The organism is Rhizobium sullae (assembly GCF_025200715.1).
GTDB classification, from domain to species: Bacteria; Pseudomonadota; Alphaproteobacteria; order Rhizobiales; family Rhizobiaceae; genus Rhizobium; species Rhizobium sullae.
The window spans coordinates 2,397,995-2,421,085 of record NZ_CP104143.1 but is presented as its reverse complement, the minus strand read 5'-3'; the positions used below and the strand labels follow the sequence as shown (position 1 = coordinate 2,421,085).

General features: G+C 59.7%; 22 protein-coding genes and 1 tRNA gene. 9 read left to right on the top strand and 14 right to left on the bottom strand.

From position 1 onward, the window contains the following. Positions 1 to 185 precede the first annotated feature (185 nt). Together N2599_RS12390 and N2599_RS12385 are read left to right on the top strand one after the other, a co-directional pair. Entirely contained in the window at positions 186 to 1,247 is a 1,062-nt protein-coding gene (locus N2599_RS12390; protein ID WP_260307350.1) for an IS110 family RNA-guided transposase, read from the top strand. Positions 1,248 to 1,582: 335 nt separating this feature from the next. Then, positions 1,583 to 2,770, top strand: a complete 1,188-nt coding sequence (locus N2599_RS12385) for an IS481 family transposase (protein ID WP_260307349.1) — start codon at positions 1,583 to 1,585, stop codon at positions 2,768 to 2,770. A gap of 43 nt (positions 2,771 to 2,813) precedes the next feature. Here the strand turns inward: N2599_RS12385 and N2599_RS12380 are convergent. The 4 genes from N2599_RS12380 to xylF form a co-directional block, all read right to left on the bottom strand. Beyond that, positions 2,814 to 2,890: transfer RNA gene (locus N2599_RS12380), tRNA-Arg, on the bottom strand. A gap of 134 nt (positions 2,891 to 3,024) precedes the next feature. Beyond that, entirely contained in the window at positions 3,025 to 3,807 is a 783-nt protein-coding gene (locus N2599_RS12375; protein ID WP_027508215.1) for an ATP-binding cassette domain-containing protein, read from the bottom strand. A gap of 14 nt (positions 3,808 to 3,821) precedes the next feature. Beyond that, the gene (locus tag N2599_RS12370; protein WP_027508216.1) at positions 3,822 to 5,135 is read right to left on the bottom strand and encodes a sugar ABC transporter permease; all 1,314 of its coding nucleotides are present in this window, start codon (positions 5,133 to 5,135) and stop codon (positions 3,822 to 3,824) included. 266 nt (positions 5,136 to 5,401) lie between these two features. Further along, on the bottom strand, positions 5,402 to 6,442 hold the full coding sequence (gene xylF / locus N2599_RS12365; protein ID WP_027508217.1) for a D-xylose ABC transporter substrate-binding protein: 1,041 nt from the start codon (positions 6,440 to 6,442) through the stop codon (positions 5,402 to 5,404). Positions 6,443 to 6,668: 226 nt separating this feature from the next. On the opposite strand from xylF, the gene N2599_RS12360 reads away from it, so the two are divergent. The 5 genes from N2599_RS12360 (at position 6,669) to N2599_RS12340 (ending at position 11,665) form a co-directional block, all read left to right on the top strand. Continuing rightward, a complete protein-coding gene (locus tag N2599_RS12360; RefSeq protein ID WP_027508218.1) occupies positions 6,669 to 7,892 on the top strand; it encodes an ROK family transcriptional regulator in 1,224 nt (407 codons plus the stop codon). 271 nt (positions 7,893 to 8,163) lie between these two features. Continuing rightward, positions 8,164 to 9,573, top strand: coding sequence for a circularly permuted type 2 ATP-grasp protein (locus N2599_RS12355; RefSeq protein WP_027508219.1), 1,410 nt, complete (start codon positions 8,164 to 8,166; stop codon positions 9,571 to 9,573). Next, positions 9,573 to 10,517 carry an alpha-E domain-containing protein gene (locus tag N2599_RS12350; RefSeq protein WP_027508220.1) on the top strand — a complete coding sequence of 315 codons (945 nt, stop codon included), beginning with the start codon at positions 9,573 to 9,575 and terminating at the stop codon, positions 10,515 to 10,517. Before N2599_RS12355 ends, N2599_RS12350 begins: the two co-directional genes overlap by 1 nt. 12 nt (positions 10,518 to 10,529) lie before the next feature. Further along, entirely contained in the window at positions 10,530 to 11,348 is an 819-nt protein-coding gene (locus N2599_RS12345; protein ID WP_027508221.1) for a transglutaminase family protein, read from the top strand. A gap of 98 nt (positions 11,349 to 11,446) precedes the next feature. After that, positions 11,447 to 11,665 (top strand): hypothetical protein, encoded by a 219-nt coding sequence (locus tag N2599_RS12340; RefSeq protein WP_084606380.1) that lies wholly within the window; start codon positions 11,447 to 11,449, stop codon positions 11,663 to 11,665. Between the two features lie 77 nt (positions 11,666 to 11,742). Here N2599_RS12340 and N2599_RS12335 read toward each other — a convergent pair whose 3' ends face one another. Further along, the gene (locus tag N2599_RS12335; protein WP_027508222.1) at positions 11,743 to 11,952 is read right to left on the bottom strand and encodes a hypothetical protein; all 210 of its coding nucleotides are present in this window, start codon (positions 11,950 to 11,952) and stop codon (positions 11,743 to 11,745) included. Between the two features lie 56 nt (positions 11,953 to 12,008). Beyond that, entirely contained in the window at positions 12,009 to 12,362 is a 354-nt protein-coding gene (locus tag N2599_RS12330; RefSeq protein ID WP_027508223.1) for a hypothetical protein, read from the bottom strand. A gap of 322 nt (positions 12,363 to 12,684) precedes the next feature. On the opposite strand from N2599_RS12330, the gene N2599_RS12325 reads away from it, so the two are divergent. Together N2599_RS12325 and N2599_RS12320 are read left to right on the top strand one after the other, a co-directional pair. Beyond that, entirely contained in the window at positions 12,685 to 12,987 is a 303-nt protein-coding gene (locus N2599_RS12325) for a hypothetical protein (protein WP_027508224.1), read from the top strand. A 63-nt stretch (positions 12,988 to 13,050) separates the two neighbouring features. Continuing rightward, entirely contained in the window at positions 13,051 to 13,314 is a 264-nt protein-coding gene (locus N2599_RS12320) for a DUF1488 family protein (protein ID WP_027508225.1), read from the top strand. A gap of 389 nt (positions 13,315 to 13,703) precedes the next feature. Here N2599_RS12320 and N2599_RS12315 read toward each other — a convergent pair whose 3' ends face one another. From N2599_RS12315 to mmsA, 8 genes are all read right to left on the bottom strand, one after another. Next, positions 13,704 to 14,525 (bottom strand): transglutaminase-like domain-containing protein, encoded by an 822-nt coding sequence (locus tag N2599_RS12315; protein WP_027508226.1) that lies wholly within the window; start codon positions 14,523 to 14,525, stop codon positions 13,704 to 13,706. Positions 14,526 to 14,608: 83 nt separating this feature from the next. Beyond that, positions 14,609 to 15,484 (bottom strand): transglutaminase family protein, encoded by an 876-nt coding sequence (locus N2599_RS12310; protein ID WP_027508227.1) that lies wholly within the window; start codon positions 15,482 to 15,484, stop codon positions 14,609 to 14,611. 45 nt (positions 15,485 to 15,529) lie between these two features. After that, positions 15,530 to 15,754, bottom strand: a complete 225-nt coding sequence (locus N2599_RS12305) for a hypothetical protein (RefSeq protein ID WP_244915045.1) — start codon at positions 15,752 to 15,754, stop codon at positions 15,530 to 15,532. Positions 15,755 to 15,890: 136 nt separating this feature from the next. Continuing rightward, a complete protein-coding gene (gene araD / locus N2599_RS12300) occupies positions 15,891 to 17,630 on the bottom strand; it encodes an L-arabinonate dehydratase (RefSeq protein WP_027508229.1) in 1,740 nt (579 codons plus the stop codon). Positions 17,631 to 17,691: 61 nt separating this feature from the next. Further along, a complete protein-coding gene (locus tag N2599_RS12295) occupies positions 17,692 to 19,125 on the bottom strand; it encodes an aldehyde dehydrogenase family protein (RefSeq protein ID WP_027508230.1) in 1,434 nt (477 codons plus the stop codon). 71 nt (positions 19,126 to 19,196) lie between these two features. Beyond that, positions 19,197 to 20,192, bottom strand: a complete 996-nt coding sequence (gene araD1, locus N2599_RS12290) for an AraD1 family protein (protein ID WP_027508231.1) — start codon at positions 20,190 to 20,192, stop codon at positions 19,197 to 19,199. 111 nt (positions 20,193 to 20,303) lie between these two features. Beyond that, positions 20,304 to 21,509, bottom strand: a complete 1,206-nt coding sequence (gene mmsB, locus N2599_RS12285) for a multiple monosaccharide ABC transporter permease (protein ID WP_027508232.1) — start codon at positions 21,507 to 21,509, stop codon at positions 20,304 to 20,306. Further along, entirely contained in the window at positions 21,506 to 23,044 is a 1,539-nt protein-coding gene (gene mmsA / locus N2599_RS12280) for a multiple monosaccharide ABC transporter ATP-binding protein (RefSeq protein ID WP_027508233.1), read from the bottom strand. The genes mmsB and mmsA overlap by 4 nt, the downstream gene beginning before the upstream one ends. Positions 23,045 to 23,091: the final 47 nt, after the last annotated feature.

Genomic DNA, 23,091 nt, shown 5'->3' with positions numbered 1-23,091 from the left:
CAAATGGGGTGCCTTTTTGCCTATGATTCTAAAATTGTGGCCTCACCATTCTAAAATTTAGCGGGTCCATTCTGAAAATATGTGACGGAACTCATTCTGCCCGACCTGTTGGGGTGGACGGCCCCCGAGCGGCATCGAAATGTGCCAGAGTGAGCCGTTAACGATCTCAAACGAAGGAGCCGTCCGTGGATCAGATTATCCGTATTGGCATGGATACGTCAAAGCACGTCTTTCAATTGCATGGTGTAAACGCCGCCGAGCAACCGATCTTGCGCAAGAAGATGCGCCGCAAGGAGATGGTGGATTTCTTTGCGAATTGCCCACCGACCGTGATTGCGATCGAAGCCTGCGGCGCTTCGCATCACTGGGCCCGGTTGCTGACGGGGCTCGGACATGAGGTCAAGCTGATCGCGCCACAACTGGCGAAGCCCTACGTCAAGCGCGGCAAGAATGATGCGGCCGATGCCGAAGCGCTATGCGAGGCGATGAGCCGTCCGACGATGCGGTTCGTTCCGGTGAAGAGTGCGGATCAGCAAGCCGCGCTGATGCTGGTGGGCATGCGCGAGCGCGCTGTCGCCGCACAGACGCAGCTTGCCAATACAATTCGTGGCTATGCAGCTGAGTTCGGGCTGACGGCGGCCAAAGGCATGTCTCATATTCCGCTCCTTCTGGAACGCACCATGATTGATGAAAGCGTTCCGGCTGTGGCGCGTGAGCTGTTTACGTCTCTCGCTGAGGAATTTGCGCAGTTGGGGGATCGCCTGAAAGAGGTGGAGGCAAAACTGATGGCCTGGTATCGCAACAATGAATGTTGTCGCCGTCTTGCAAAGATCCCTGGTGTCGGACCGATCGGCGCGGTCTTGCTGGCGATGAAAGCTCCGGCCCCGGAACAGTTTACATCCGGAAGGCAGTTTGCCGCCTGGATGGGCCTAACGCCCAGAGACCATTCGACTGCGGGCAAAGTCAGGCTCGGTGTCATCACGAGGGCCGGCGATGAGACCTTGCGCAAGACATTGGTCGTGGGTGCGACCTCGCGGCTTCAACAGGTAAGAGCGGGACGTGGAAAGAGCACTTCGCCTTGGCTCATCGAGTTGCTCAAGCGCAAGCCACCCAAGCTCGTGGCTGTCGCGCTGGCCAACAAGATCGCCCGGATCGCCTGGAAGATAATGGTGACCGGCGAGGACTACAAAGGTAATGCTCGCGACCGGCTCTGGCCTGCGCAGCATAGAGAGATCAGTCAGGTCTAGGTTAGCAGGTTACAGATGCTGCCGTGCCGATCTGATGCGTGAACTTGCAAGGAACGAGCAGATGGTGTGATCGATCGATCCGAGACGTGGGACACTCCGTATCTCTCAGTGGCCGTTGAAGGTCGCCGACCTGTTTGGAACTCACGTCGCGGAACCCATCTTGGCCAGCGTTCATGTGCGAGCGCAACAACAGGCCGGACATATGAACGCAAGCGATCTCGATCAAATCATCATAGGAGTTCTTGCAGGGAGGGGGCCGTCCACATATGAGAGATAGGTGACGTTTTGTACCGGAGACATGGGTGACACTTTTCGCTTTTTGGCGGGAGGTGTTGATGCCGTGGAAAGAGACTTCGGTGATGGAGGAACGTCTACGATTTGTCGCCCGGCTATTAGAGGGCGAAGGCATGAGCGATGTGTGCCGTGCATTCGGCATCTCGCGCAAGACCGGCTACAAAATCTTCAATCGCTATAAGGACGACGGCCTGGAGGCACTGACGGATCGGTCTCGACGGCCGGTGCGTTATGCCAACCAGCTGCCTGAGCCGGTCGAGGCGATGATCGTCTCGTGCAAGAAGAGCAAGCCGCATTGGGGTGCCAGGAAGATCAGGGAGCTTTTGGTGAAGCGCCTGGCCGGCGATGTGCGCGTGCCGTCGAAGAGTACGGTGCATGCCGTTCTCGATCGACATGGTCTGGTCGCCCATGCCCGCAAGCGGCAACGACATCGAGCCGAAGGGACAGCCTTGTCACAGGCATTACTGCCGAACGATCTGTGGTGTGCCGACTTCAAGGGCGAGTTCAAGCTCGGCGATGGCCGATACTGTTACCCGCTGACGGTCACCGACCAGGCGTCACGTTATCTTCTCGCCTGCGAAGCCTTTGAATCGACACGAGAACGGGCTGTCTTCGACGCGTTCCGGCGGCTGTTTACCGAATGCGGCCTGCCGACGGCGATCCGCAGCGACAACGGCTTGCCGTTCGCCAGCCCCAACGGGCTCTACAATCTGTCGAAGCTGTCGGTGTGGTGGCTGAGGCTCGGGATCACGCTGGAGCGCATCAGGCCGGGCCGTCCCCAAGAAAACGGCCGGCATGAGCGCATGCACCTGACGCTGAAGAAAGAGGCGACCAGACCACCGGGCAAAAACATCCTCCAGCAGCAGGCCCGCTTCGACGCTTTCGTCAGCGAATTCAATCAGGAGCGGCCGCACGAGGCGCTCAACATGAAGGTGCCGGCAGATCTCTACGTCGCTTCGTCACGCCCCTATCAGGGCCTGCCGGAGATCGACTACCCCTTCCACGATCGCGATGCGCTGGTGACCAATTGCGGCCGCATCTGCATCTACCGCAAGAAGGTCAACATCTCGACCGTGCTGGCAGGACAGAAACTGGGACTCAAGGAAGTCGACGACGGTATTTGGCTCGTCAGCTTCATGCATTATGATCTGGGATATATCGACCTGGAGCAGAGGACCTTGCAAACCATCGACAACCCGTTCGGCACGAGGTTGTCACCCATGTCTTAGGTACGATCTGTTACCGATGTCTCCGGGTCGGACAGAGAGGAAGTGGCGCACCCGACAGGATTCGAACCTGTGACCTTTGGAATCGGAATCCAACACTCTATCCAGCTGAGCTACGGGTGCATGCCTAAGGCGGTTTTGAATCGCCTGTCCGATGGCTGGTTCTTAGCCTAGCTTGCCCTTCGCTTCAATCTCTTAAATTGAAAAGTCCGCCATTCTTGCGAGCGGCGGACTTTGGTGTTCACGGGGCTATCCGTTCAGACCTGCATGGCGCCGGGGCCCGGGATCGCCTTTGGCGGCACCTTGCCGAGGATGATCATGCCGAGTACCTCGTCCTTGGTGACGTCCTCGGTGCGGGCATGGCCGACGACCTGGCCGTTTTTCATCACAGAGACGCGGTCGGCGAGGTCGAAGACGTCGTGGATGTCGTGGCTGATGAGGAAGATGCCGATGCCTTCCTTCTTCAACTGCTTGATCAGTTCGCCGACCTGCGCCGTTTCCTGGGGACCAAGGGCCGCCGTTGGCTCGTCCATGATCAGGATGCGGGCGTTGAAGAGGATCGCGCGCGCGATCGCCACCGACTGCCGCTGGCCGCCGGAAAGCGCCTTGACCGGCTCCTTGAAGCGCTTGAAGTTCGGGTTGAGGCGCCCCATCACCTCGCGGGCCGAGGCCTCCATGGCGACGTCATCGAGCGTGCCCCACTTCGTTCGGATCTCGCGGCCGAGATAGAGGTTGGCTGCCGCATCGACGTTATCGGCGACGGCGAGCGTCTGGTAGATCGTCTCGATGCCGTATTTCTTGGCGTCACGCGGGTTGCGGATGTCGGCCGCTTCCCCGTTGATCAGGATGTCGCCGCTGTCGCGCTTGTAGGCGCCGGAGAGGATCTTGATCAGTGTCGATTTGCCGGCGCCGTTATGGCCGAGCAATGCTACGACTTCGCCGGGGTAGAGGTCGACCGAGGCGTTGTCGACGGCATGGATGCCGCCGAAGGAGATCGAGATGTTTTTCAGTTCCACAAGGGGAGTGCTTTGATGTGTCATGGTTCGGACTCCTCTTACTTGGCGCGGGCGCGGTAGACGGTGTCGAGCCAGACGGCAACGACGAGGACGGCACCGACAACGATTCTCTGGAACGGGCTGTCGATGCCAAGAAGCACCATGCCGGACTGCAGCGACTGCATGACGAGTGCGCCGAGCATGGCTCCGGCGATGGTGCCGGTGCCGCCCGCAAGCGACGTGCCGCCGATGACGGCAGCGGCGATGGTATAAAGCTCGTCCAATTCGCCCTGCGCGTTCGTTGCGGCATTGAGGCGGGCAGTCGAGATTGCACCGGCGATGGCGCAGAGCAGACCCATGAGCGCGAAGATGCGTATCGTGACCCAGCGGGTCTTGATGCCGGCGAGCTCGGCTGCCTCCGGGTTGCCACCGATGGCGAAGACATACCGGCCGAAGCGCAGGCGCGTGGCGATGAAGGTCATGATCGCGCCGACGATGACGGCGATCAGGACCGGCACTGCAATGCCGTAGGGAATATCGAGGCCGGTCTCCGGCCAGGGGATGCTGTTTGCCTCCGCATATCTCTTGGCGATGTTTGTCGGCCAGTAATAGTTGTTGGCGACGGCGATCGCGCCGAGCACGAGCACGCAGCCGAGGGCAGACAGGAAGTATTCGGCCCAGAGCGGGCGCCGCGGGAAGCCGAAACGCCGGCGCTGGCGGCGGGAATTGACGATGCTGGCAACGATGGCGAGGCAGGCGATGACGCCGACGATCCAGCTCCAGGTGGCGCCGATCGAGCCATCCGTACCACCGCCCATGATGCGGAAGTTGATATCCATCGGCGCGACCGTCTGGCCGCTGGTGACGAACCAGGTGGCGCCGCGCCAGACTAGAAGCCCGCCGAGGGTGACGATGAAGGACGGCACGTTCAGGAAGGCGATGATCATGCCCTGGAGCATGCCGATCGATCCGCCGACGATAAGGCCGGCAGCAAGCGTGATGATCCAGGTGGCGGGGCTGTTGAAGCCGAGATATTGCGGCAGCACCTGCGCCTGCAAGACGCCCATCACCATGCCGCAGAAGCCGAGCATGGAGCCGACGGAAAGGTCGATGTTGCGGGTGACGATCACCAGCACCATGCCGGTCGCCATGACGGCGACAGAAGAGGTCTGGACCGAAAGGTTCCAGAGGTTCCGCGGCGTCAGGAAGAGGCCGCCGGTCATGATCTGGAAGCCGATCCAGATGATCAGCAGCGCGCCGACCATGCCGAGAAGGCGGGTGTCGATCTCCGTCGCGCGGAAGAAACGCGCCACCGGATTGGCCTCCGCATTGCGCGGCCCGTTGGAAGTCGTGGAATGTACCGTGTCGGCCATGGGTTTGCCGTTCCCCCATCTTTTGGGCAAGCCGCGGAGCTTTTGTTAGCCACCGTCCGCCGCCTACGTCCTGTTCTTAAACTATCACCATCACCGATCTTTGCAGATCCGGTCTCAGCGGCCATGATGGCATCGGGTCGGGATGGGCAATGGTGCGGTCGGGTCAGCGGTCGCTACGGGGCTGCCGCCGGACGTTGATCCGCATCCGGCGCCGCAACGGTTTGCCGTTGCGGCGCCGGCATTATTTTCAACCTATCGGCAGCGATTTAGTTGCAGGCAGCAATCGAACCGGCCTTGACGCCCTGGCAGGCTTCCGCCTTGCTGATCCAGCCCGCGTCGATGACGACGTTGAGGTTGTCCTTAGTGATCGGCAGCGGCTTCAGGAACACGGACTGCATGGCGACGCCCTTCGGGCCGCCGTTGAAGGTCTCAACGCCTTCGATTTTGTCCATGGTCTTGCCAGCGGCGAGATCGAGAGCGATTTCGGCAGCGCGCTTGCCGAGCTCGCGGGAGTCCTTCCAGACTGAGACCGTCTGCGTGCCGATGGCGACGCGGTTGAGTGCTGCCTTGTCGGCGTCCTGGCCGGAGACCGGGACGGAGCCGGCGAGGCCCTGTGCGTCGAGAGCGGCGATCGCGCCACCGGCCGTGCCGTCGTTCGAGGCAACAACGGCATCAACCTTGTTGTCGTTGGCGGTCAGGAACTGCTCCATGTTGCGCTGCGCGTTTTCCGGCTTCCAGCCGTCGGTGTAGGCTTCGCCTACACTCTTGATCTTGCCTGCATCGATCGCGGCCTTCAGCACTTCCATCTGGCCTGAGAACAGGAAGTCTGCGTTCGGGTCGGATGAGGAGCCCTTGATGAAGACGTAGTTGCCTTCAGGTTTTGCGTCGAAGACGCCCTTTGCCTGCATGCGGCCGACTTCCTTGTTGTCGAAGGTGATGTAGAAGGCGGCCGGGTTTTCGATCAGGCGGTCGTAGCCGACCACGGGGATCCCTTCGGCAGCGGCCTTTTCGATGGCCGGGGCGATGGCATCGGAGTCCTGTGCAAGCACGATGAGGGCGTTCGCGCCCTGCGAAATCAGCGATTCGACGTCCGTCAGCTGCTTTGCGGCAGACGACTGTGCGTCAGCGGAGATATATTTTGCACCCTTGGCTTCGAGAGCCTTCTTGATGGCGGCTTCGTCGGTCTTCCAGCGTTCTTCCTGGAAGTTCGACCAAGAAACGCCGACGACGAGATCGGCAGCCATGGCCGCCGTGTGTACGGAAACGAGGATGGCCGCGCCGGCCATCAGCTTCAAAATAGACTTCATGTTGTCCTCCCGAATGAGTTGCGGCCGACCCAGCCCGAATGCTTCCTCCGGCCGCCGCGGATCGCTGTCCAGAAAACGATGAATTATTTTCTCGACAGTCGAGAAATTTAGTGTCAGAGATTTTTTCAACTGTCAACACCGCACTACCGGCTAAATTCCAATGCGGAAAAGCGGCTGGAGATTCGGTGTGAAAGCGGGGCGGGGTACGGGGGAGAGGGCGGCATTCATGCTGACCAAATCGAGCACGGAGCTGGTCCGGCAAAGGAATAGCGTGCTGGTGCTCGCCGCTCTCCGCCGCCACGGCGCGCTCGCGCATACCGAGATTTCCGACTATACGCGCCTGTCCTCCGCGACGATTTCGGCAATCACCGCCGATCTCGAAAAGGCGCAGATCATCGAGAAATCGGAGCACCAGGCGGCAAGCGGGCGAGGGCGGCCGCGCGTGCTTTTCCGGCAGCGGCGGGAATGCGGCTATCTGATCGTGGTCATCATCTCGTCGGATGCCGTACAGTATTCGCTGGTGGATTATGCGGGCAAGCTGATCGATCGCTTCAGCGAGGAGCGTTCGCATGACCCTGCCGGGGCGGCGCGCTTCGCTGCTGCGGTCAAGGCGGGCCTGTCGCGTATTCTGGAACGTTCCCGGATCAGCCGCAACAAAGTCTTGCTGATCTCGATCAGCAGCAAAGGGCTGGTGAATTCGCTCGAGCCTGTACTCGTCTGGTCGCCGATCTTCGGCAGCGAACAAATCGATTTCGAATCGGCGCTGCGCCCGGAATGGCAGGCGAAGATTATCCTGGACAATGAAACGTTGCTCGTCGCCGCCGCACTCGGCGCGCGTGAGGAGAATATAAAGGGCGCGGATTTCCGCTCGCTTGCCGCGCTCTCACTCGGCCACAGCATCGGTCTTGGCATCGTCAGGCGAACGTCGCATGGCGGCCACGAGATCTCGGCGCCGAATTTCGGCCATATGCTGCACATGGCCAACGGCGGTCTTTGTCGTTGCGGCGCCAAGGGATGCATCGAGGCGCATGCGGGGTTCTATGCGATCCTTCGAACGGCCTTCGAGGTGCCGCTCGATACGATCCCGGCGAAGTTCGTGCCGGTCGCCGAACTTGACAAGATCGCGGCGCAGGCCCGCCAGGGGCATCGCATGCCGGCCTTCGCCTTCCGCCAGGCGGGCCTTGCGCTCGGCAACGGGCTGTCGCGCGTGCTGAGCCTGACGGAGCGCATGCCGGTCGCAATCACCGGGCCGGGCACGCGCTACTACGATCTTCTGCGGCAGGGGATCGAGGAGGGCCTTGGGCAATCGCATGTCGTGCGCATGGAAGGCATGCCGGAACTGAGAGTGGTCGCGGACGAGCAGAACCTCGTCTTCGAAGGACATCTGAACCGGGCGCTTGCCGTAATCGACGAGGACATCGTCAACGCCGGCGGCCCCGGGCAGGACTGAGGGGACTACCGGCGGCACACCGCGCAAGCAAAACCCCACTGGCGTGATTTGAGTCGGCGGGGCGAGCGGAAAATAATCACATGCCCACTTTTTGGCCGTGCCCGCTAGACCATCCGTTCACGTGCTCGCGGCATGGCTGCCTAAATACCGGTTTTTTGCCTGTTTTTGGCGCTGTTGACGATTTTAGGAATCTTCTCTTCGAACTGTGCATGGTTCTTGCATTGCCTTTTGCATTGTATTCAAATGAACAAAAAGAAGGGGAGCCACACCTTTGGCATTTGATGAAATGATCACCGGGGATGAAAATCCCCGTCAGCCATATGAAAAATATTTCGAATGGTACAATGCCCAAGACAGGGCGCATCTGATTGCCAAATCCCGCGACGCGGAAAACATCTTCCGGAAAACCGGCATCACCTTCGCCGTTTATGGGCACGAGGACTCTTCCGAAAAGCTCATTCCGTTCGACATCATCCCGCGCATTATCTCCGGCCGCGAATGGCGCAAGCTCGCTCAGGGTATCGAGCAGCGGGTGATTGCTCTCAACGCCTTCCTCGACGACATCTACCACAAGCAGGAGATTATCCGCGCCGGCCGCATTCCGCGTGAGCTGATCGAGAAGAACGACACGTTCCTTTCCGAGATGATCGGTTTCCGTCCGCCCGGTGGCGTCTATACGCATATCGTCGGCACCGACATCGTGCGCACCGGAGAGGATCAGTTCTACGTCCTGGAAGATAATGCCCGCACGCCGTCCGGCGTCAGCTATATGCTGGAAAACCGGGAAACCATGATGCAGATGTTCCCGGAACTCTTCCACGAGAACAAGGTCCAGCGTGTCGAGGATTATCCGTATCTGCTGCGCCAATCGCTTGCCTCGCTCGCGCCTCCCGGCTGCAAGGGCAAGCCGCGCGTCGCCGTGCTGACGCCCGGCATCTACAATTCCGCCTATTACGAACATTCGTTTCTCGCCGACATGATGGGCGTGGAATTGGTCGAAGGAGCGGACCTGCGTGTCATCGACGGCAAGGTGAAGATGCGCACCACCCGCGGCTATGAGGCGATCGACGTGCTTTACCGCCGCGTCGATGACGACTTCCTCGACCCGCTGACATTCCGTGCCGATTCCGCGCTCGGCATTCCGGGCATAATGGATGTCTACCGCTCCGGCAACATCACCATCGCCAACGCGCCGGGCACCGGTATCTGCGACGACAAGGCGATCTATTCCTATATGCCGGAGATCGTCGAATTCTATACCGGCCGGAAGGCGCTTCTCGAAAACGTGCCGACATGGCGCTGCTCAGAGGCAGACAGCCTGAAATATGTGCTGGAGCACCTCGAAGAACTCGTCGTGAAGGAGGTGCACGGCTCCGGCGGCTACGGCATGCTAGTCGGCCCGACGGCCTCGAAGAAGGAGCGGGTCGACTTTGCAGAAAAGCTGAAGGCCCGGCCGAACAACTACATCGCCCAGCCGACGCTTTCGCTCTCTACGGTGCCGATCCTCGTCAACAAGGGGATTGCGCCGCGTCACGTGGACCTGCGGCCCTATGTGCTGGTTTCCGACAAAGTTCAGATCATTCCGGGCGGGTTGACCCGCGTGGCGCTAAAGCAGGGCTCGCTGGTCGTCAATTCGAGCCAGGGCGGCGGTACCAAAGACACTTGGGTATTGGAGGATTGATGCTCGGAAGAACTGCAAACGGACTCTACTGGATGTTCCGTTACATCGAGCGCGGCGAGAATATCGCGCGTCTTATCGATGCCGGCCTGCGCATGTCGCTGACCCGAAGCGGCACAGGCGATGATGACTGGGATGGTGTTCTGCAGAGCGCTGGCGTCCGCGAAGCCTACGACGAAGGGCACGCCAAGCTCACCAGGGCCGATGCGATCGACTATCTGCTGCGTGACCTTTCCAATCCGTCGAGCGTGATGTCCTGCATCGATTCCGGCCGCAACAACGCCCGCATGGTGCGCACGGCGCTGACCCGCGAGACCTGGGAGGCAACCAACGAATGCTGGATCGAGCTCAAGGCCCTGCTTTCCAAGCGCCTCAAGGCGGCCGAGATGCCCGAGGTCATCGATGTCATCAAGCGGCGCGCAGGCCTTATCCGCGGGGCCTTTCATGGCTCGATGCTGAGAAACGAGCTCTATAACTTCGCGCGCATCGGCACCTTCATCGAGCGGGCGGACAATACGAGCCGCATTCTGGACGTCAAATATTACGTGCTGCTGCCATCCATCTCGCAGGTGGGGTCCTCGATCGACAACGTCCAGTGGGAATCGATCCTGCGGTCGGTTTCAGCGCACCGTTCCTACAGCTGGGCCTATGACGAGGAATACAAGGCGGCCAATATCGCCGACTTCCTGATCTTGAATGGCCAGATGCCGCGGTCGCTGGCCTATTGCTACGAAAAGATCGTCAGCAACCTCGGCTACATATCAAGCAGTTACGGCGGCGAACGGCTGTCGGCTCACGATACCGCTGACGCCATCCGGACGTCATTGCAAACGAGGCAGATCAAGGACGTCATGGACCAAGGGTTGCACGAGTTCCTTGAGGATTTCGTCAACCGCAACAATCAGCTGGGCATGGAAATTTCCGACGGCTATCGATTCTACGTTTAAGCGGGGCATGAGATGAGACTGAAGATTAGCCATGTCACCGAATACCACTACGACGAGCCGTCGCAGTTCTCGCTGCAGCGGCTGCGCCTGACGCCGCCCTCAGCCTTCGGGCAGAAGGTTCTGAACTGGTCGCTGCATGTCGAAGGCGCCAAGCCCGAGGTGGAATACGACGACCAGTTCGGCAACCATGTCAACCTCGTCTCGCTGCAAGGCGAACAGAAGGTGACGCGCATCGTCGCCGAGGGCGAGGTGGAAACCGAAGACCGCAACGGAATGACCGGCCCGCATACCGGCTTCTGCCCGCTCTGGCTGTTCCTGCGCGACACGCCGCGCACCAAGCCCGGCAAGCTTATCAGGGAACTGATACGGACGATAAACGGCGACAACGAGCTCGCCCGGATGCATGCGCTGATGGCTGCCATCCACGAAGCCGTCGACTACAGGCCGGGGACCAGCAACACGGACACGACCGCCGAACAGGCGATGGAGAAGAAGAGCGGCGTCTGCCAGGACCATGCCCACATCTTCGTTTCGGCGGCTCGCGCATTGCACGTGCCTGCCCGCTATGTCTCCGGCTACTTGATGATGGAGGGGAAAGCCGAGCAGGCCGCGACGCACGCTTGGGGTGAAGCGCACATACCCAACCTCGGCTGGGTCGGCTTCGATCCGGCAAACGACATCTGCCCCGATGCCCGCTACGTCCGCGTCGCTTCCGGCCTCTGCTACCGCGACGCAGCCCCGGTTTCTGGCATGCGTATCGGCACGCCGGGCGAGAAGCTGTCGGTCATGGTCAAGGTCGAAGATCAGAGCCAGATGCAAAGCCAGAGCTGATGGCTAGCGTTGTTTAAAACTGTTCGCAGAAAGAAGATCGGAAGATTTTCATTTTGGCGTTATTAAGATTTCGGCTTAAAGTCGTGCTATAGTACGCCATGGCGTATTCTTCGAAAGATTTGGAGCTTTCCCGTCGGCGCGTGGTGGAAGACAGAAAGCACATCGCGGCGCAGGAAGCCCATATTGCGGGTATTTTACTGCGGGGAGAACCGAGCTCGCTGGCCGCAGAACAGCTCGTTGATTTCAATCAGCAACTGCGTGCTCATACTTTTGAATGCGATCTGATCGCTGCAGCCCTCCGCGCTGACCGCCATTGATCTGCACCAAGGATGCTGGTGTTTCAACGAAAGGCAAAGAGACAGCCGTAAAAGCGTCACGTCTCCTTTAAGCGTGGTTACCTGTCGTACCGTTCAGCTCTCGTCCGCAAAGCCGGTGCGATCGCGATTTCCAGTGCAAGGCGCGACGCTTTCAGCCGGGCGGATTTTTCGCTCCGTTCTGCAACCTCGCTCGCCATGATCTTGTTGAAGGCGATCGTTGTCGCCTGTGCCTGATCGCGCCCCGATATCCTGGCACTCATGGTGGAATGCAAGCTTTTACGCGGCATGAGTGCCTCTTCTGCGTTTGAATAATCGTTAAGTCATATAAAACAGCCCCGGCTCGTCAGGGGGCGACCTTGCCAAGTGCGATTTGGCACGCCTGCGCTAGATCCGAATTCGGCTCGGTGCTGCCGAGAGGCGTCGCCCAACCAGCTTTCTTGACGACATCGGAACGGCTGTAGCTGCTGGCCGCCTTCAGCTCTGCCATGATTTCAGTGGCAGCCGGATCCGACTTTGCACGTTCGAGGCAATAGGGCGTCAAGGCTGCGGCTATGGCTGCCGTCCTTTCAATGCCAGCTGACTTTTGTGCGCCGGCGCCGGTTACCCAGCCGCCCCACGAAAAGCCAATGATAGTAAGGGCTGCTGCTCCGCAAACCGCGCCGTAAACGGCCGGTCGCAACCAAGAAAACTTTTCCATGATTTTGTCCAATCTTTGGCGATCGGTCCAGCAATATTGCTGGAGAGAAAGTTACAATAGCATGATATCCGCTGCGTTCTAATTAAATTAAAATATATTTTGAAAGCTAAATTTGGAATCGCAAATATATTTTGGCTAATATTTATATTGAAAACGCTCATAAATCTTGTGCCGTCCGGAATTATTAAATTCGTGGCATCGAAGAATTGATCGTTGACGAAAGATATCATGTCCTCCTTTGTCAGGCTAAGAGCAACCTCATTCCGCACTAGGCATTGATAACGCCGCGGCAGAACCCATTTTAAGGTATGGAGGTGGCATCATGCAGTTTAGCGTTGAAGCGGCACCCATGGAGCCTTCAGAACCAGCAATTGCTGAGCGGCGTGCACTTATTGATCATCTTAGGGCGGTGATTGCAAACCTTGCGCATGGACTTGCGGCCGACGGGCAACTGGAACTTGTGCCGCTAATGCTGGAAATAAACGAAGTTCTCCGCGATTTGACCGATGAAATTTCACATGCGGACGCGGCATACTCCGACGAGATTATCGCGGGCACGGTTCGTCTCATCAGAACATCCCATGCTCTGCTTGATGACGAGGTCATAGCACAGACCATCCATTGAGTATGAAATCCGTGATGGTCGCAGCATATCGCCTGACCCACGCCCATTTTGAGGACTAGCCGAATGACGCTCATCTTTCCCAACAGAAGCCGTACTTTCGACGAAACGAGGAAGGCTGTCCGCTTTACCGGCTACGACGGCATGTTCGAAGTCAGGTTTCTCGTCGAAGCAGCAGCACTTGGACAATCCGCCGCGGCGAGCGCTTCGGAACTGGCCTGTCTCGGTGCCTTTGACGCCGCACGCTCTACGATCCAGGAAGCAGCCTCCAGAGCCTATGCACATCGGCGCGGAAATAATCTGACACTCACTGCACGGGATTTTCGCTGATCGTACAAATATCGATCGCGTCTGACAGGCTTAGATGGAGGTCGTTTTCGCGGCGCTCGAATAACTGCGCCGCGAGGGATTCCCCCACCGAACGACCTTGTGCTGCCGACGTCAGATGGTGGCAGTACCTGGCCCTAACCAAAGGAGGAGGATTTCATGTCTTCCACGATAACTTTTCACTCCTGGAGGAACATCGCTCTGTCCCTCACTCAGTTTCGATATGTCGAATTCTTGATTAAATCGACGCCGGCGATCAGCCTTGCTTTCATCATCTATATTACATTCAGAGGCGTACCATGGTAGGCCCTGCGAGCACGTAGCCTGGGATTAGCTTTCTGTTTCCGTAGCGAGGGGTGCACGGCAGGCGGAATACCCGAATGCCTGCCTGGCTAGGCGGTGGCATCGCCGGGCACTTCTTCCGTCACGACCTCGAACTGCTTCAATACGGCGGGGCCGAAAGCGGTCGAGATGGCCACATCCGTCGCATCGCGGCCGGTTGCCATCAGTATGCGGCCGATGCGCGGAATGTTGTGCCGGGCATCCACGGTATGCCAGTGACCACCCAGATAGACTTCGAACCAGGCGCTGAAATCCATTGGCGCGGGATCGGGCGGCACGCCGATATCGCCGAGATATCCGGTGCAATAGCGCGCCGGTATGTTCATGCAGCGGCAGAGCGTTATGGCAAGATGCGCGAAGTCGCGGCAGACGCCGGTCCTGTCTGAATAGCCGCCATGCGCGGTTCTGCGCGCATCGGCTTTCAGGTAGTCGAACTCGATATGGCCGTGTACGAAATCGGCAATAGCTTGCACGCGCGGCCAGCCGGATATTGTATTCGAGAATGTCGCCCAGGCGAAATCACCTAGCCGATCCGTATCGCAGTAACGGCTGCCGAGAAGGAAAACGAGCACGTCGTCCGGCAGGTCCTTGATCTCGTGCTGCGGAGCGTCCACCGGCACGACATCCGGCTGGCCGCTGTCATAGATCTCGAACGCGGTCGAAATCGTGGTAACTCCGGGCGGGGCGACGATGCGCGTACAGGAATTGCCAAAACCGTCGGTATAGTTCCACGCCTCGATCGGCTGGTTGAACGACAGCACCTGATCCGTCAAGAGGTCGGGACGCCGCGAGGGGTGGATATTGAGGACGAGAAGCATTGGCGTTGGCTGCACGCATTCATAGCCTATCGTGAAACCAGCGCGAATCTTCATGGAAGCTCCTTCATCCAGCAAGCCCGCAGGCCATCATGGAACGTCAGGAAAAGCTATCAGTTCCACAGGCTCTTCACCACACTTTACCGTTCGGTGGTGACGTTGACCTGCACAATCAGATCGTCAAAATCGTCCGCCGCTCCGTCGTAGCTGCCCCAGAGTGGAACCGCTTGGCGGGGATCACGCGCAACGCCGACGCGGATCAGATCGTGGTTGCCGACGATGCCGTTCGTGGGATCGAATTCCACCCAGCCGGCGCCCGGGAGATAAACCTGGCACCAGGCATGCGTCGAGCCACCGCCGAGCGTCATCGAACCGTCGCGATCCGGCACGTAGATGTAACCGGTGACGAAACGGGCAGCGAGGCCAAGCGACCGGGCGGCCTCCATCATCAGCAGGGCAAAGTCGCGGCAAGTTCCCTGCCGCTGCATGAGCGTCTGGATCGGCGCCTGCGTTCCGTGTTCGGAGCGGCGGGCATAGACGAAACTTTCGTGGATCGCATAGCAGAGCGTCATCAGGACGTGGCCGGTCTGGCCCGAGGAGCTTGTTCCGACGAACTGGTGCGCCCAGTGAGCAACCGCACCGTCCGGATCCTCGTAGTGGCGTGTGATCGTGCAGGAAAGGTCCGGCATCTCTTCGTCGCCATAGGAAAACGGATAGGTCAGTGCCTTGCGATCGATCTCAAGATCGAGCGGCACCTGCGGTGTGTGATCAAGGCGAATATTGGTCTCGAAGCGCAACTGATCCGCCGGCCGGTCGATGTCCACGAGCGCAATGCAATTTCCGAAGACGTCGTGTATCCAGCGGATCTGGGCCGGCTCGGGGTCGACCGTCAAGGTAGCATCCAGAAGACGCTGGTCGAAGCTGTCCCGCGGGCGGAAAAGCAAGCGGTGCTGCCCGAAGGTGACGGGCCGTTTGTAGGAATAATGCGTGATGTGCTTGACGGAAAAAACGGTCATGCTGTCTCGCCCACCCCGGAGCTTCGATACGACAAAAGGCTGCGGCTAATCGAATTCCGGCACCAAGCCTGACTGGAACAGGATGACCGATGGGCCTTGTTCGCCGATGGCAGGGTTTCCCTCGTGGCACCAGACGACGACGCCATCGTAATCGTTAACGAGCGTCTGGGCGATATAGACGGCCGTGTCTTCCCTCTTCATGTGCCGAGGCTCGAATGCCGGAATCAGGGTACCGCGCTCATCCTTGTTGAAGGCACTGAGCACAATCATTTTTCGCACTCCAGGCATGGCGCCCTCCCTGGCGCGATAACGAGGGGGAGACGGGATCGTTCCGGAAGAAATGCCGGCTCTCAAAGAAAAAGGCGGAACTTTCGTCCCGCCTTTTGATGCTGGTAACCGTTTGGCCTCAGTGGCTGTCCTTGCCGACCGCGCTTCCGCGACATCCCTTGAGGAAGTCGAGGTCGGCGCCAGTATCGGCGCCTTGGACATGCTGCTGGTGCAGCCAGGCATAACCTGATGTCGGCAGCTCATGCTTCGGCTGCCATTCGGCGAGGCGCCGCGTCAGTTCCTCGTCGGAGATGTCGAGGTGTAGACGGCGGTTCGGCACGTCGAGCTCGATCATGTCGCCATTTTTCACCACCGCGAGTGGCCCGCCGACCGCAGCTTCCGGGGAGGTGTGCAGCACGACTGTGCCATAGGCCGTGCCCGACATGCGGGCATCGGAGATGCGCACCATGTCGGTGATGCCCTTCTTAAGCACCTTGGGAGGCAGACCCATGTTGCCCACTTCGGCCATACCGGGATAGCCCTTCGGTCCACAGTTCTTCATGACCATGACACAGGTCTCGTCGATGTCGAGATTGTCATCGTTGATCTTGGCCTTATAATCGTCGATGTCCTCGAAGACGACCGCGCGGCCTCGATGCGTCAACAGATGCGGAGATGCGGCAGACGGCTTCAGCACCGCGCCCTTCGGCGCGAGGTTGCCGCGCACCACTACGATGCCGCCCGAAGACGTCAGCGCCTTTTCGGCGGGCAGGATGACGTCCTCGTTCCAGTTGACGACGTCCTTGACTTCGTCCCACACGGTTTCGCCGGACACAGTCAATGCATCCTTGTGCAGGAGGCCTGCCTCGCCGAGGCGCTTCAACACGACCGGCAGGCCGCCGGCGTAGAAGAACTCCTCCATCAGGTATTTGCCCGACGGCATCAGGTTGACGATGGTCGGCACGTCGCGGCCACAGCGGTCCCAATCGTCCAGTGTCAGGTTGATGCCGACGCGGCCGGCCATGGCGAGCAGGTGGATGACCGCATTCGTCGAGCCGCCAATCGCCGCATTCGTGCGTATCGCGTTCTCGAAAGCCTCTTTCGTCATGATGTCAGAGGGCTTCAGGTCGTCCTTGACCATCTGTACAATACGGCGGCCGGTGAGTTGCGCCATGACCCTGCGGCGGGAATCGACACCGGGGATGGCGGCGTTGCCGGACAGTGCCATGCCGAGCGCTTCGGCCATGGAAGCCATGGTCGATGCCGTGCCCATGGTGTTGCAGGTGCCCGACGAACGGCTCATCGAGGCTTCCGCCTCAAGAAATTCGGCCTGGGTCATCTCGCCGGCCTTCACCATTTCGGAGAACTTCCACAGATGCGTGCCGGAGCCGACACGCTCGCCGCGGAAATAGCCGTTCAGCATCGGCCCGCCGGTGACGACGATCGAGGGCAGATCGACGGAAGCGGCACCCATGATCAGCGACGGCGTGGTCTTGTCGCAACCGACCAACAGCACGCAGCCGTCCATCGGCTGGCCGCGGATCGCTTCCTCGACGGCGAGCGCGGCGAGGTTGCGATACATCATTGCCGTCGGGCGGAAGGTGTTTTCGGATGCCGAGAATACTGGCACCTCCATTGGGAAGCCGCCGGCCTCCCAGACGCCCGCCTTCACCTTCTCGGCAAGCTCGCGCAGATGGCCGTTGCACGGCGTCATATCTGACCACGTGTTGAGGATGCCGATGACAGGGCGCCCGTCGAACAGGTCGTGCGGATATCCCTGGTTCTTCATCCAGCCGCGGTGATAGATCACGTCGCGGCTCGTGCCGCCGTACCATTCCTGCGACCTCAGCCTGCGCGGCCATTCCGCTTTCTTTTTCATTGTCCTTGCCCTTTGAGTGCCCCAAGCCGTCGGACTCGGCGGCTTGGGATTTGATATCCGTTTATGCGAGCGTGTAGGCGGTTTTCACGACAGTGAAGAATTCGGCGGCGTATTTGCCTTGCTCGCGTGAGCCGTAGGACGAGCCCTTGCGTCCGCCGAAGGGAACATGGAAGTCGACGCCTGCGGTCGGCAGGTTGACCATCACCATGCCGGCTTCGGCATTGCGCTTGAAGTGCGTCGCGTGCTTGAGGCTGGTAGTAGCGATGCCCGACGACAGGCCGAACGGCGTGTCATTGGCGACAGCCAGCGCCTCGTCGTAATCCTTGACACGAATGACCGATGCGACCGGTCCGAAGATTTCCTCGCGGGAGATGCGCATCTGGTTGGTCGCTTCAGTAAAGAGGGTCGGCTGCAGGTAGAAGCCGGGCGTGTCGCGCGAGATCAGCTCGCCGCCGAAGGCGAGCTTGGCGCCTTCTTGTCTGCCAATCTCGATGTAATCGATGTCGGTCTTCAATTGTCTCTCGTCGACGACCGGGCCGATATGCGTGCCCGTCTTCAGCGCGTGATCGACGTTCAGCGACTTCAGCTTCTCGGTCATGGCGGCCACGAACCTGTCATGGATGCCTTCCGTCACGATCAGGCGAGACGATGCCGTGCAGCGCTGGCCGGTCGAGAAGAAGGCCGAGTTGGCGGCTGCTTCGACGGCGACGTTGAGATCGGCGTCATCGAGGATGACCATCGGGTTCTTGCCGCCCATTTCGAGCTGGATCTTGCGATTATGCTCGATGGAGGAGACGGCGACGCGCTTTCCGGTGCCGACGGAGCCGGTGAAGGTGATGCCGGCAAGGTCCGGGCTGTCGAGCATCGTCTGGCCGACGACCGAGCCTTTGCCCATGACGAGGTTGAGCACGCCTTTCGGCAGGCCCGCACGATTTAGGATATCGACGATCGCCCAAGAGCAGCCGGGAACGAGCTCGGCCGGCTTGAAAACGACGGTGTTGCCGTAGCAGAGCGCCGGGGCGATCTTCCAGGCAGGGATCGCGATCGGGAAGTTCCAGGGCGTGATGATGCCGATGACGCCCAGCGGTTCGCGGGTGATCTCGACGCCGATATTCGGACGCACGGAGGGGACGACTTCGCCGGCAAGGCGCAAGGCTTCGCCTGCGAAGAATTCGAAGATCTGCGAGGCGCGGATCGTCTCGCCGATCGCTTCGGGCAGCGTCTTGCCTTCTTCACGGGCGAGCAGCGCGCCGAGCTCATCCTTGCGCGCCATGATCTCGTCACCCGCCTTCTTCAGGATGACGTGACGTTCCCAGATGCCGGAACGGGACCATGCGGGGAAGGCGGCTTTGGCGGCGGCGATGGCGTTCTTGGTGTCGGCGGCGGAGCCGCTGGCATAGAGGCCAACGACCTCCTTCGTATCGGACGGATTGATGTTTTCGACGGCGTCGGCGCCGGTCCATTCGCCGGCGATCAGGTTTTGATAAATGGTCATGGGCTGAACGAGCCTCCTTTACCCTTTACAAAGTGGTCCGGCCGCAGCTCGCGGCCAGTCCAGCGCAAAATTCAAAGCTGCTTGACAGCGATATTTTCTTCGGCGGCGACCTTCAGCGGATTGCGCAGCGGCAGGCCGAACTCGGCAACTTCGATCTCGAAGACATCGCCCTCTTCCGTCTTGACGCCATCCGCGAAGGAGAGCGTGGCAGTGCCGAACATGTGCACGTGAACATCCCCCGGCACGCGGAAGAGGCCGTATTTGAAGTGGTGATATTCGAGGTTCGCAAAGGTATGCGACATGTTCGCCTCGCCGGAGAGAAACGGCTTCTCGAAGATCACTTTGTGGCCGCGCTTGATGCGCGAGGTTCCGCGGATATCCTCAGGCGCAACGCCGATGCGGATTTCCGGGCCGAAGCTTGCGGGGCGGAGCTTGGAATGGGCGAGATAGAGATAGTTGATTCGCTCGGTGACGTGGTCGGAGAACTCGTTGGAGAGCGCAAAGCCGATGCGAAACGGCGTGCCGTCCTTGGCGATCACATATATGCCGGCCATCTCCGGCTCTTCGCCGCCGTCAAGCGCGAAGGAGGGGGAGACGAGGGGAGCACCGGGTGCGGCAGCGCCGTAGCCGTTGCCCTTGTAGAACCATTCGGGCTGCACGCCCTTTTCTCCGGCCTTCGGCTTGCCGTTCTCAAGGCCCATCTTGAACATCTTCATCGAGTCCGTGAGCGTTTCTTCCGCGGCCTCGGTGGTCTTCTTGTGCATGGAGTCGCGGGTCGCCGCCGAGCCCAGATGCGTGAGGCCGGTGCCGGTCAGATGAAGGTGAGCAGCATCCGGATGGGTGATCGGCGGGAGGAAGTTACCCTCCGCATAGGCCTTTTCCAGATCGACATCATCGCCGTAGCCATGGGTCTCGATGATGGAAACGAGCGGCTTGCCGGCGTTTGCGGCTTCCATCGCCAGCGCGTAAACGCTGTTTGCATTCTTCACGGCTTTCGCTGCACCGCCCGGCTCACGCACGGCGACGATGATCTCTCCGTTCGAACCCTTGATCTGCGAAATAAGCACGGCTTTCATCCTCTTTAGCTGGGCGCGGAAAAGCTCCGCCTCTCCGGCTCCCGAGGGAGCCGGAATTGGTCTTTCTCATGACTGCAAATGCCTGGACTGGCGCCGGAGCGCTTAGCCCTTGTTCTTGTTATAAACGTCGAAGAAGACGGCGGCTAAAAGCACAAGGCCCTTCACCATCTGCTGGAAATCAATGCCAAGGCCGACGATCGACATGCCGTTGTTCATGACGCCCATGATGAACGCGCCGATGACGGCACCGGTGATCTTGCCAACGCCGCCGGAGGCGGAGGCGCCGCCGATGAAGCAGGCTGCGATGACATCGAGCTCGAAGCCGACGCCTGCTTTCGGCGTCGCCGAGTTCAGGCGCAGCGCAACGATGATGCCTGCCAGGCCGGCAAGGACGCCCATGTTGACGAAAGTGTAGAAGCTCAGGCGCTCGGTGTTGATACCGGAAAGCTTGGTGGCTTTCTCGTTGCCACCCATCGCGTAGATCCGGCGGCCGATCGTCGTCCGGCGTGTGATGAAGGCGTAAGCTGCGATAAGCACGAGCATGACGACGAGGACGTTCGGCAGGCCCCTGTAGCTCGACAACTGCCAGCCGAGCGCCAGGATGGCGAGCGTGACGAGCGCGTGCTGGGCAATGAAGAAGCCCGCCGGCTCGACGTCGATGCCGTGGCTTTCATTCACCTTGCGGCGCCGCCAGGCAAGATAGAAGAGTACGACCGGGATGATGAGCGTCAGGATCAGCGACGTGGACTGTACCGGCGTTCCGGCGATGTCGATCATGCCGCCCGGCAGGAAGCCGGTGCTGATGATCTGGAATTCCTTGGGGAAGGGGCCGATGTTCTTGCCGCCGAGCACGAAGAGCGTCAGACCCCGGAAAACCAGCATGCCGGCCAGCGTTACGATAAAAGACGGGATGCGGTGGTAAGCGATGAAATAGCCCTGAGCGGCGCCGATAATGCCGCCGATCATCATGCAGAGCAGGCCCGCGAGCCAGAAATTCATTCCCCATTGCACGGTGAAGATGGCCGCGAGCGCGCCCACGAAGGCGACGATCGAGCCGACCGACAGGTCGATATGGCCAGCCACGATGACGAGCAGCATGCCGAGCGCCATGATGACGATGAACGAATTCTGCAGAACCAGGTTCGTCAGGTTGACCGGACGGAAGAGAATGCCGCCCGTGTAAAGCTGGAAGAACACCATGATCGCGACGAGTGCGATGAGCATGCCGTATTCGCGAATGTTGCCCCGGATGTAGTCGGCAATCGAGACGACGTTGCTTTCCTCGGTGGCTGGGTTGACCGGAGTCATTGTCTCTTCTCCCCTGAGCGCATGATAGCGCGCATGATGGTTTCCTGGCTCGCTTCTCCCTTCGGCAGTTCCGCAACGATGCGACCTTCGTTCATCACGTAGATGCGGTCGCACGTGCCGAGCAGTTCCGGCATTTCCGATGAGATCATCAGAACGCCTTTGCCGTCGGCTGCGAGCTGGTTGATGATAGTATAGATTTCGTATTTGGCACCAACATCGATGCCGCGGGTGGGCTCGTCCAGGATCAAGACATCAGGATCGGAGAAGAGCCACTTGGACAGCACGACTTTCTGCTGGTTGCCGCCTGAGAGATTGACCGTTTCCTGGAACACGCCGGAAGAGCGGATGCGAAGTTTCGACCGGTAGTCGTTCGCGACCTTCAGCTCCTGAACGTCATCGATGATCGTACCGTTCGACACGCCGTTGAGATTGGCAAGCGTGGTGTTGCGCAGGATGTTGTCATTGAGCACGAGGCCGAGATGCTTGCGGTCTTCGGTGACGTAGGCGAGGCCGGCATCGATCGCCTTGCGGACCGTGCTGACATCGACCGGCTTGCCGTGCATCAGCACTTCGCCGCTGACCTTATGGCCGTAGGATTTGCCGAAGACGCTCATGGCGAACTCCGTTCGTCCAGCCCCCATGAGACCGGCGATGCCGACGACCTCGCCCTTGCGGACGGTGACGTTGACGTCGTGCAGCACCTGGCGGTCGCGGTGATGCTGGTGATAGGCGTTCCAGTTCTTCACTTCGAGGATGGTTTCGCCGATCGGAACCGAACGTGGCGGATACCGGTCCTCGAGATCGCGGCCCACCATGTTGCGAATGATGACATCTTCGCTGACCTCGTCGGTGTGACAGTCGAGCGTCTTGACGGCCATGCCATCACGCAGAACGGTGATCTGGTCTGCGACTTTGCGTACTTCGTTGAGCTTGTGCGAAATGATGATCGAGGTGATACCCTGCTTGCGGAATTCGATCAGCAGGTTGAGCAGCGCGTCGGAGTCGCTTTCGTTCAGCGAAGCCGTCGGCTCATCGAGAATGAGCAGCTTGACGCTTTTCGACAGCGCCTTGGCGATCTCGACGAGCTGCTGCTTGCCGACGCCGATGTCGGTGACAAGCGTGTCCGGAGATTCGCGCAGGCCGACTTTTGCGAGCAACTGCCGCGTGCGGTTGAACGTCTCCTGCCAGCTGATGATGCCGCTCTTGGCATTCTCGTTGCCGAGGAAGATGTTCTCGCCGATCGACAGAAGCGGCACGAGCGCCAGCTCCTGATGGATGATGACGATGCCGATTTCTTCCGAGTCCTTAAGCACCTTAAAGTTGCGGACTTCGCCGTCGTAGACGATCTCGCCATCGTAAGTGCCGGCCGGGTAAACGCCGGAGAGGACTTTCATGAGGGTCGATTTTCCGGCCCCATTCTCGCCCACCAATGCGTGAATTTCACCCTGACGAACCTTGAGGTTCACATTCTCAAGCGCTTTTACGCCCGGGAACGTCTTGGTGATGTTCCGCATTTCGAGGATTGTATTGTCCATAGTCAAAATCCAACGCCAGCAGCCGGAAATACGGCGCGACGATCATA

What these genes read in the sequence shown, in the direction of transcription:
- N2599_RS12325 (WP_027508224.1), top strand. Translation starts at nt 12,685, where the DNA reads ATGCAGTTTAGCGTTGAAGCGGCACCCATGGAGCCTTCAGAACCAGCA.
- mmsB (WP_027508232.1), bottom strand. Translation starts at nt 21,509, where the DNA reads ATGACTCCGGTCAACCCAGCCACCGAGGAAAGCAACGTCGTCTCGATT.
- N2599_RS12360 (WP_027508218.1), top strand. Translation starts at nt 6,669, where the DNA reads ATGCTGACCAAATCGAGCACGGAGCTGGTCCGGCAAAGGAATAGCGTG.
- araD (WP_027508229.1), bottom strand. Translation starts at nt 17,630, where the DNA reads ATGAAAAAGAAAGCGGAATGGCCGCGCAGGCTGAGGTCGCAGGAATGG.
- N2599_RS12370 (WP_027508216.1), bottom strand. Translation starts at nt 5,135, where the DNA reads ATGGCCGACACGGTACATTCCACGACTTCCAACGGGCCGCGCAATGCG.
- N2599_RS12295 (WP_027508230.1), bottom strand. Translation starts at nt 19,125, where the DNA reads ATGACCATTTATCAAAACCTGATCGCCGGCGAATGGACCGGCGCCGAC.
- mmsA (WP_027508233.1), bottom strand. Translation starts at nt 23,044, where the DNA reads ATGGACAATACAATCCTCGAAATGCGGAACATCACCAAGACGTTCCCG.
- N2599_RS12310 (WP_027508227.1), bottom strand. Translation starts at nt 15,484, where the DNA reads ATGACCGTTTTTTCCGTCAAGCACATCACGCATTATTCCTACAAACGG.
- N2599_RS12315 (WP_027508226.1), bottom strand. Translation starts at nt 14,525, where the DNA reads ATGAAGATTCGCGCTGGTTTCACGATAGGCTATGAATGCGTGCAGCCA.
- N2599_RS12335 (WP_027508222.1), bottom strand. Translation starts at nt 11,952, where the DNA reads ATGCCGCGTAAAAGCTTGCATTCCACCATGAGTGCCAGGATATCGGGG.
- xylF (WP_027508217.1), bottom strand. Translation starts at nt 6,442, where the DNA reads ATGAAGTCTATTTTGAAGCTGATGGCCGGCGCGGCCATCCTCGTTTCC.
- N2599_RS12345 (WP_027508221.1), top strand. Translation starts at nt 10,530, where the DNA reads ATGAGACTGAAGATTAGCCATGTCACCGAATACCACTACGACGAGCCG.
- N2599_RS12305 (WP_244915045.1), bottom strand. Translation starts at nt 15,754, where the DNA reads ATGATTGTGCTCAGTGCCTTCAACAAGGATGAGCGCGGTACCCTGATT.
- N2599_RS12375 (WP_027508215.1), bottom strand. Translation starts at nt 3,807, where the DNA reads ATGACACATCAAAGCACTCCCCTTGTGGAACTGAAAAACATCTCGATC.
- N2599_RS12320 (WP_027508225.1), top strand. Translation starts at nt 13,051, where the DNA reads ATGACGCTCATCTTTCCCAACAGAAGCCGTACTTTCGACGAAACGAGG.
- N2599_RS12385 (WP_260307349.1), top strand. Translation starts at nt 1,583, where the DNA reads ATGCCGTGGAAAGAGACTTCGGTGATGGAGGAACGTCTACGATTTGTC.
- N2599_RS12350 (WP_027508220.1), top strand. Translation starts at nt 9,573, where the DNA reads ATGCTCGGAAGAACTGCAAACGGACTCTACTGGATGTTCCGTTACATC.
- N2599_RS12330 (WP_027508223.1), bottom strand. Translation starts at nt 12,362, where the DNA reads ATGGAAAAGTTTTCTTGGTTGCGACCGGCCGTTTACGGCGCGGTTTGC.
- N2599_RS12340 (WP_084606380.1), top strand. Translation starts at nt 11,447, where the DNA reads ATGGCGTATTCTTCGAAAGATTTGGAGCTTTCCCGTCGGCGCGTGGTG.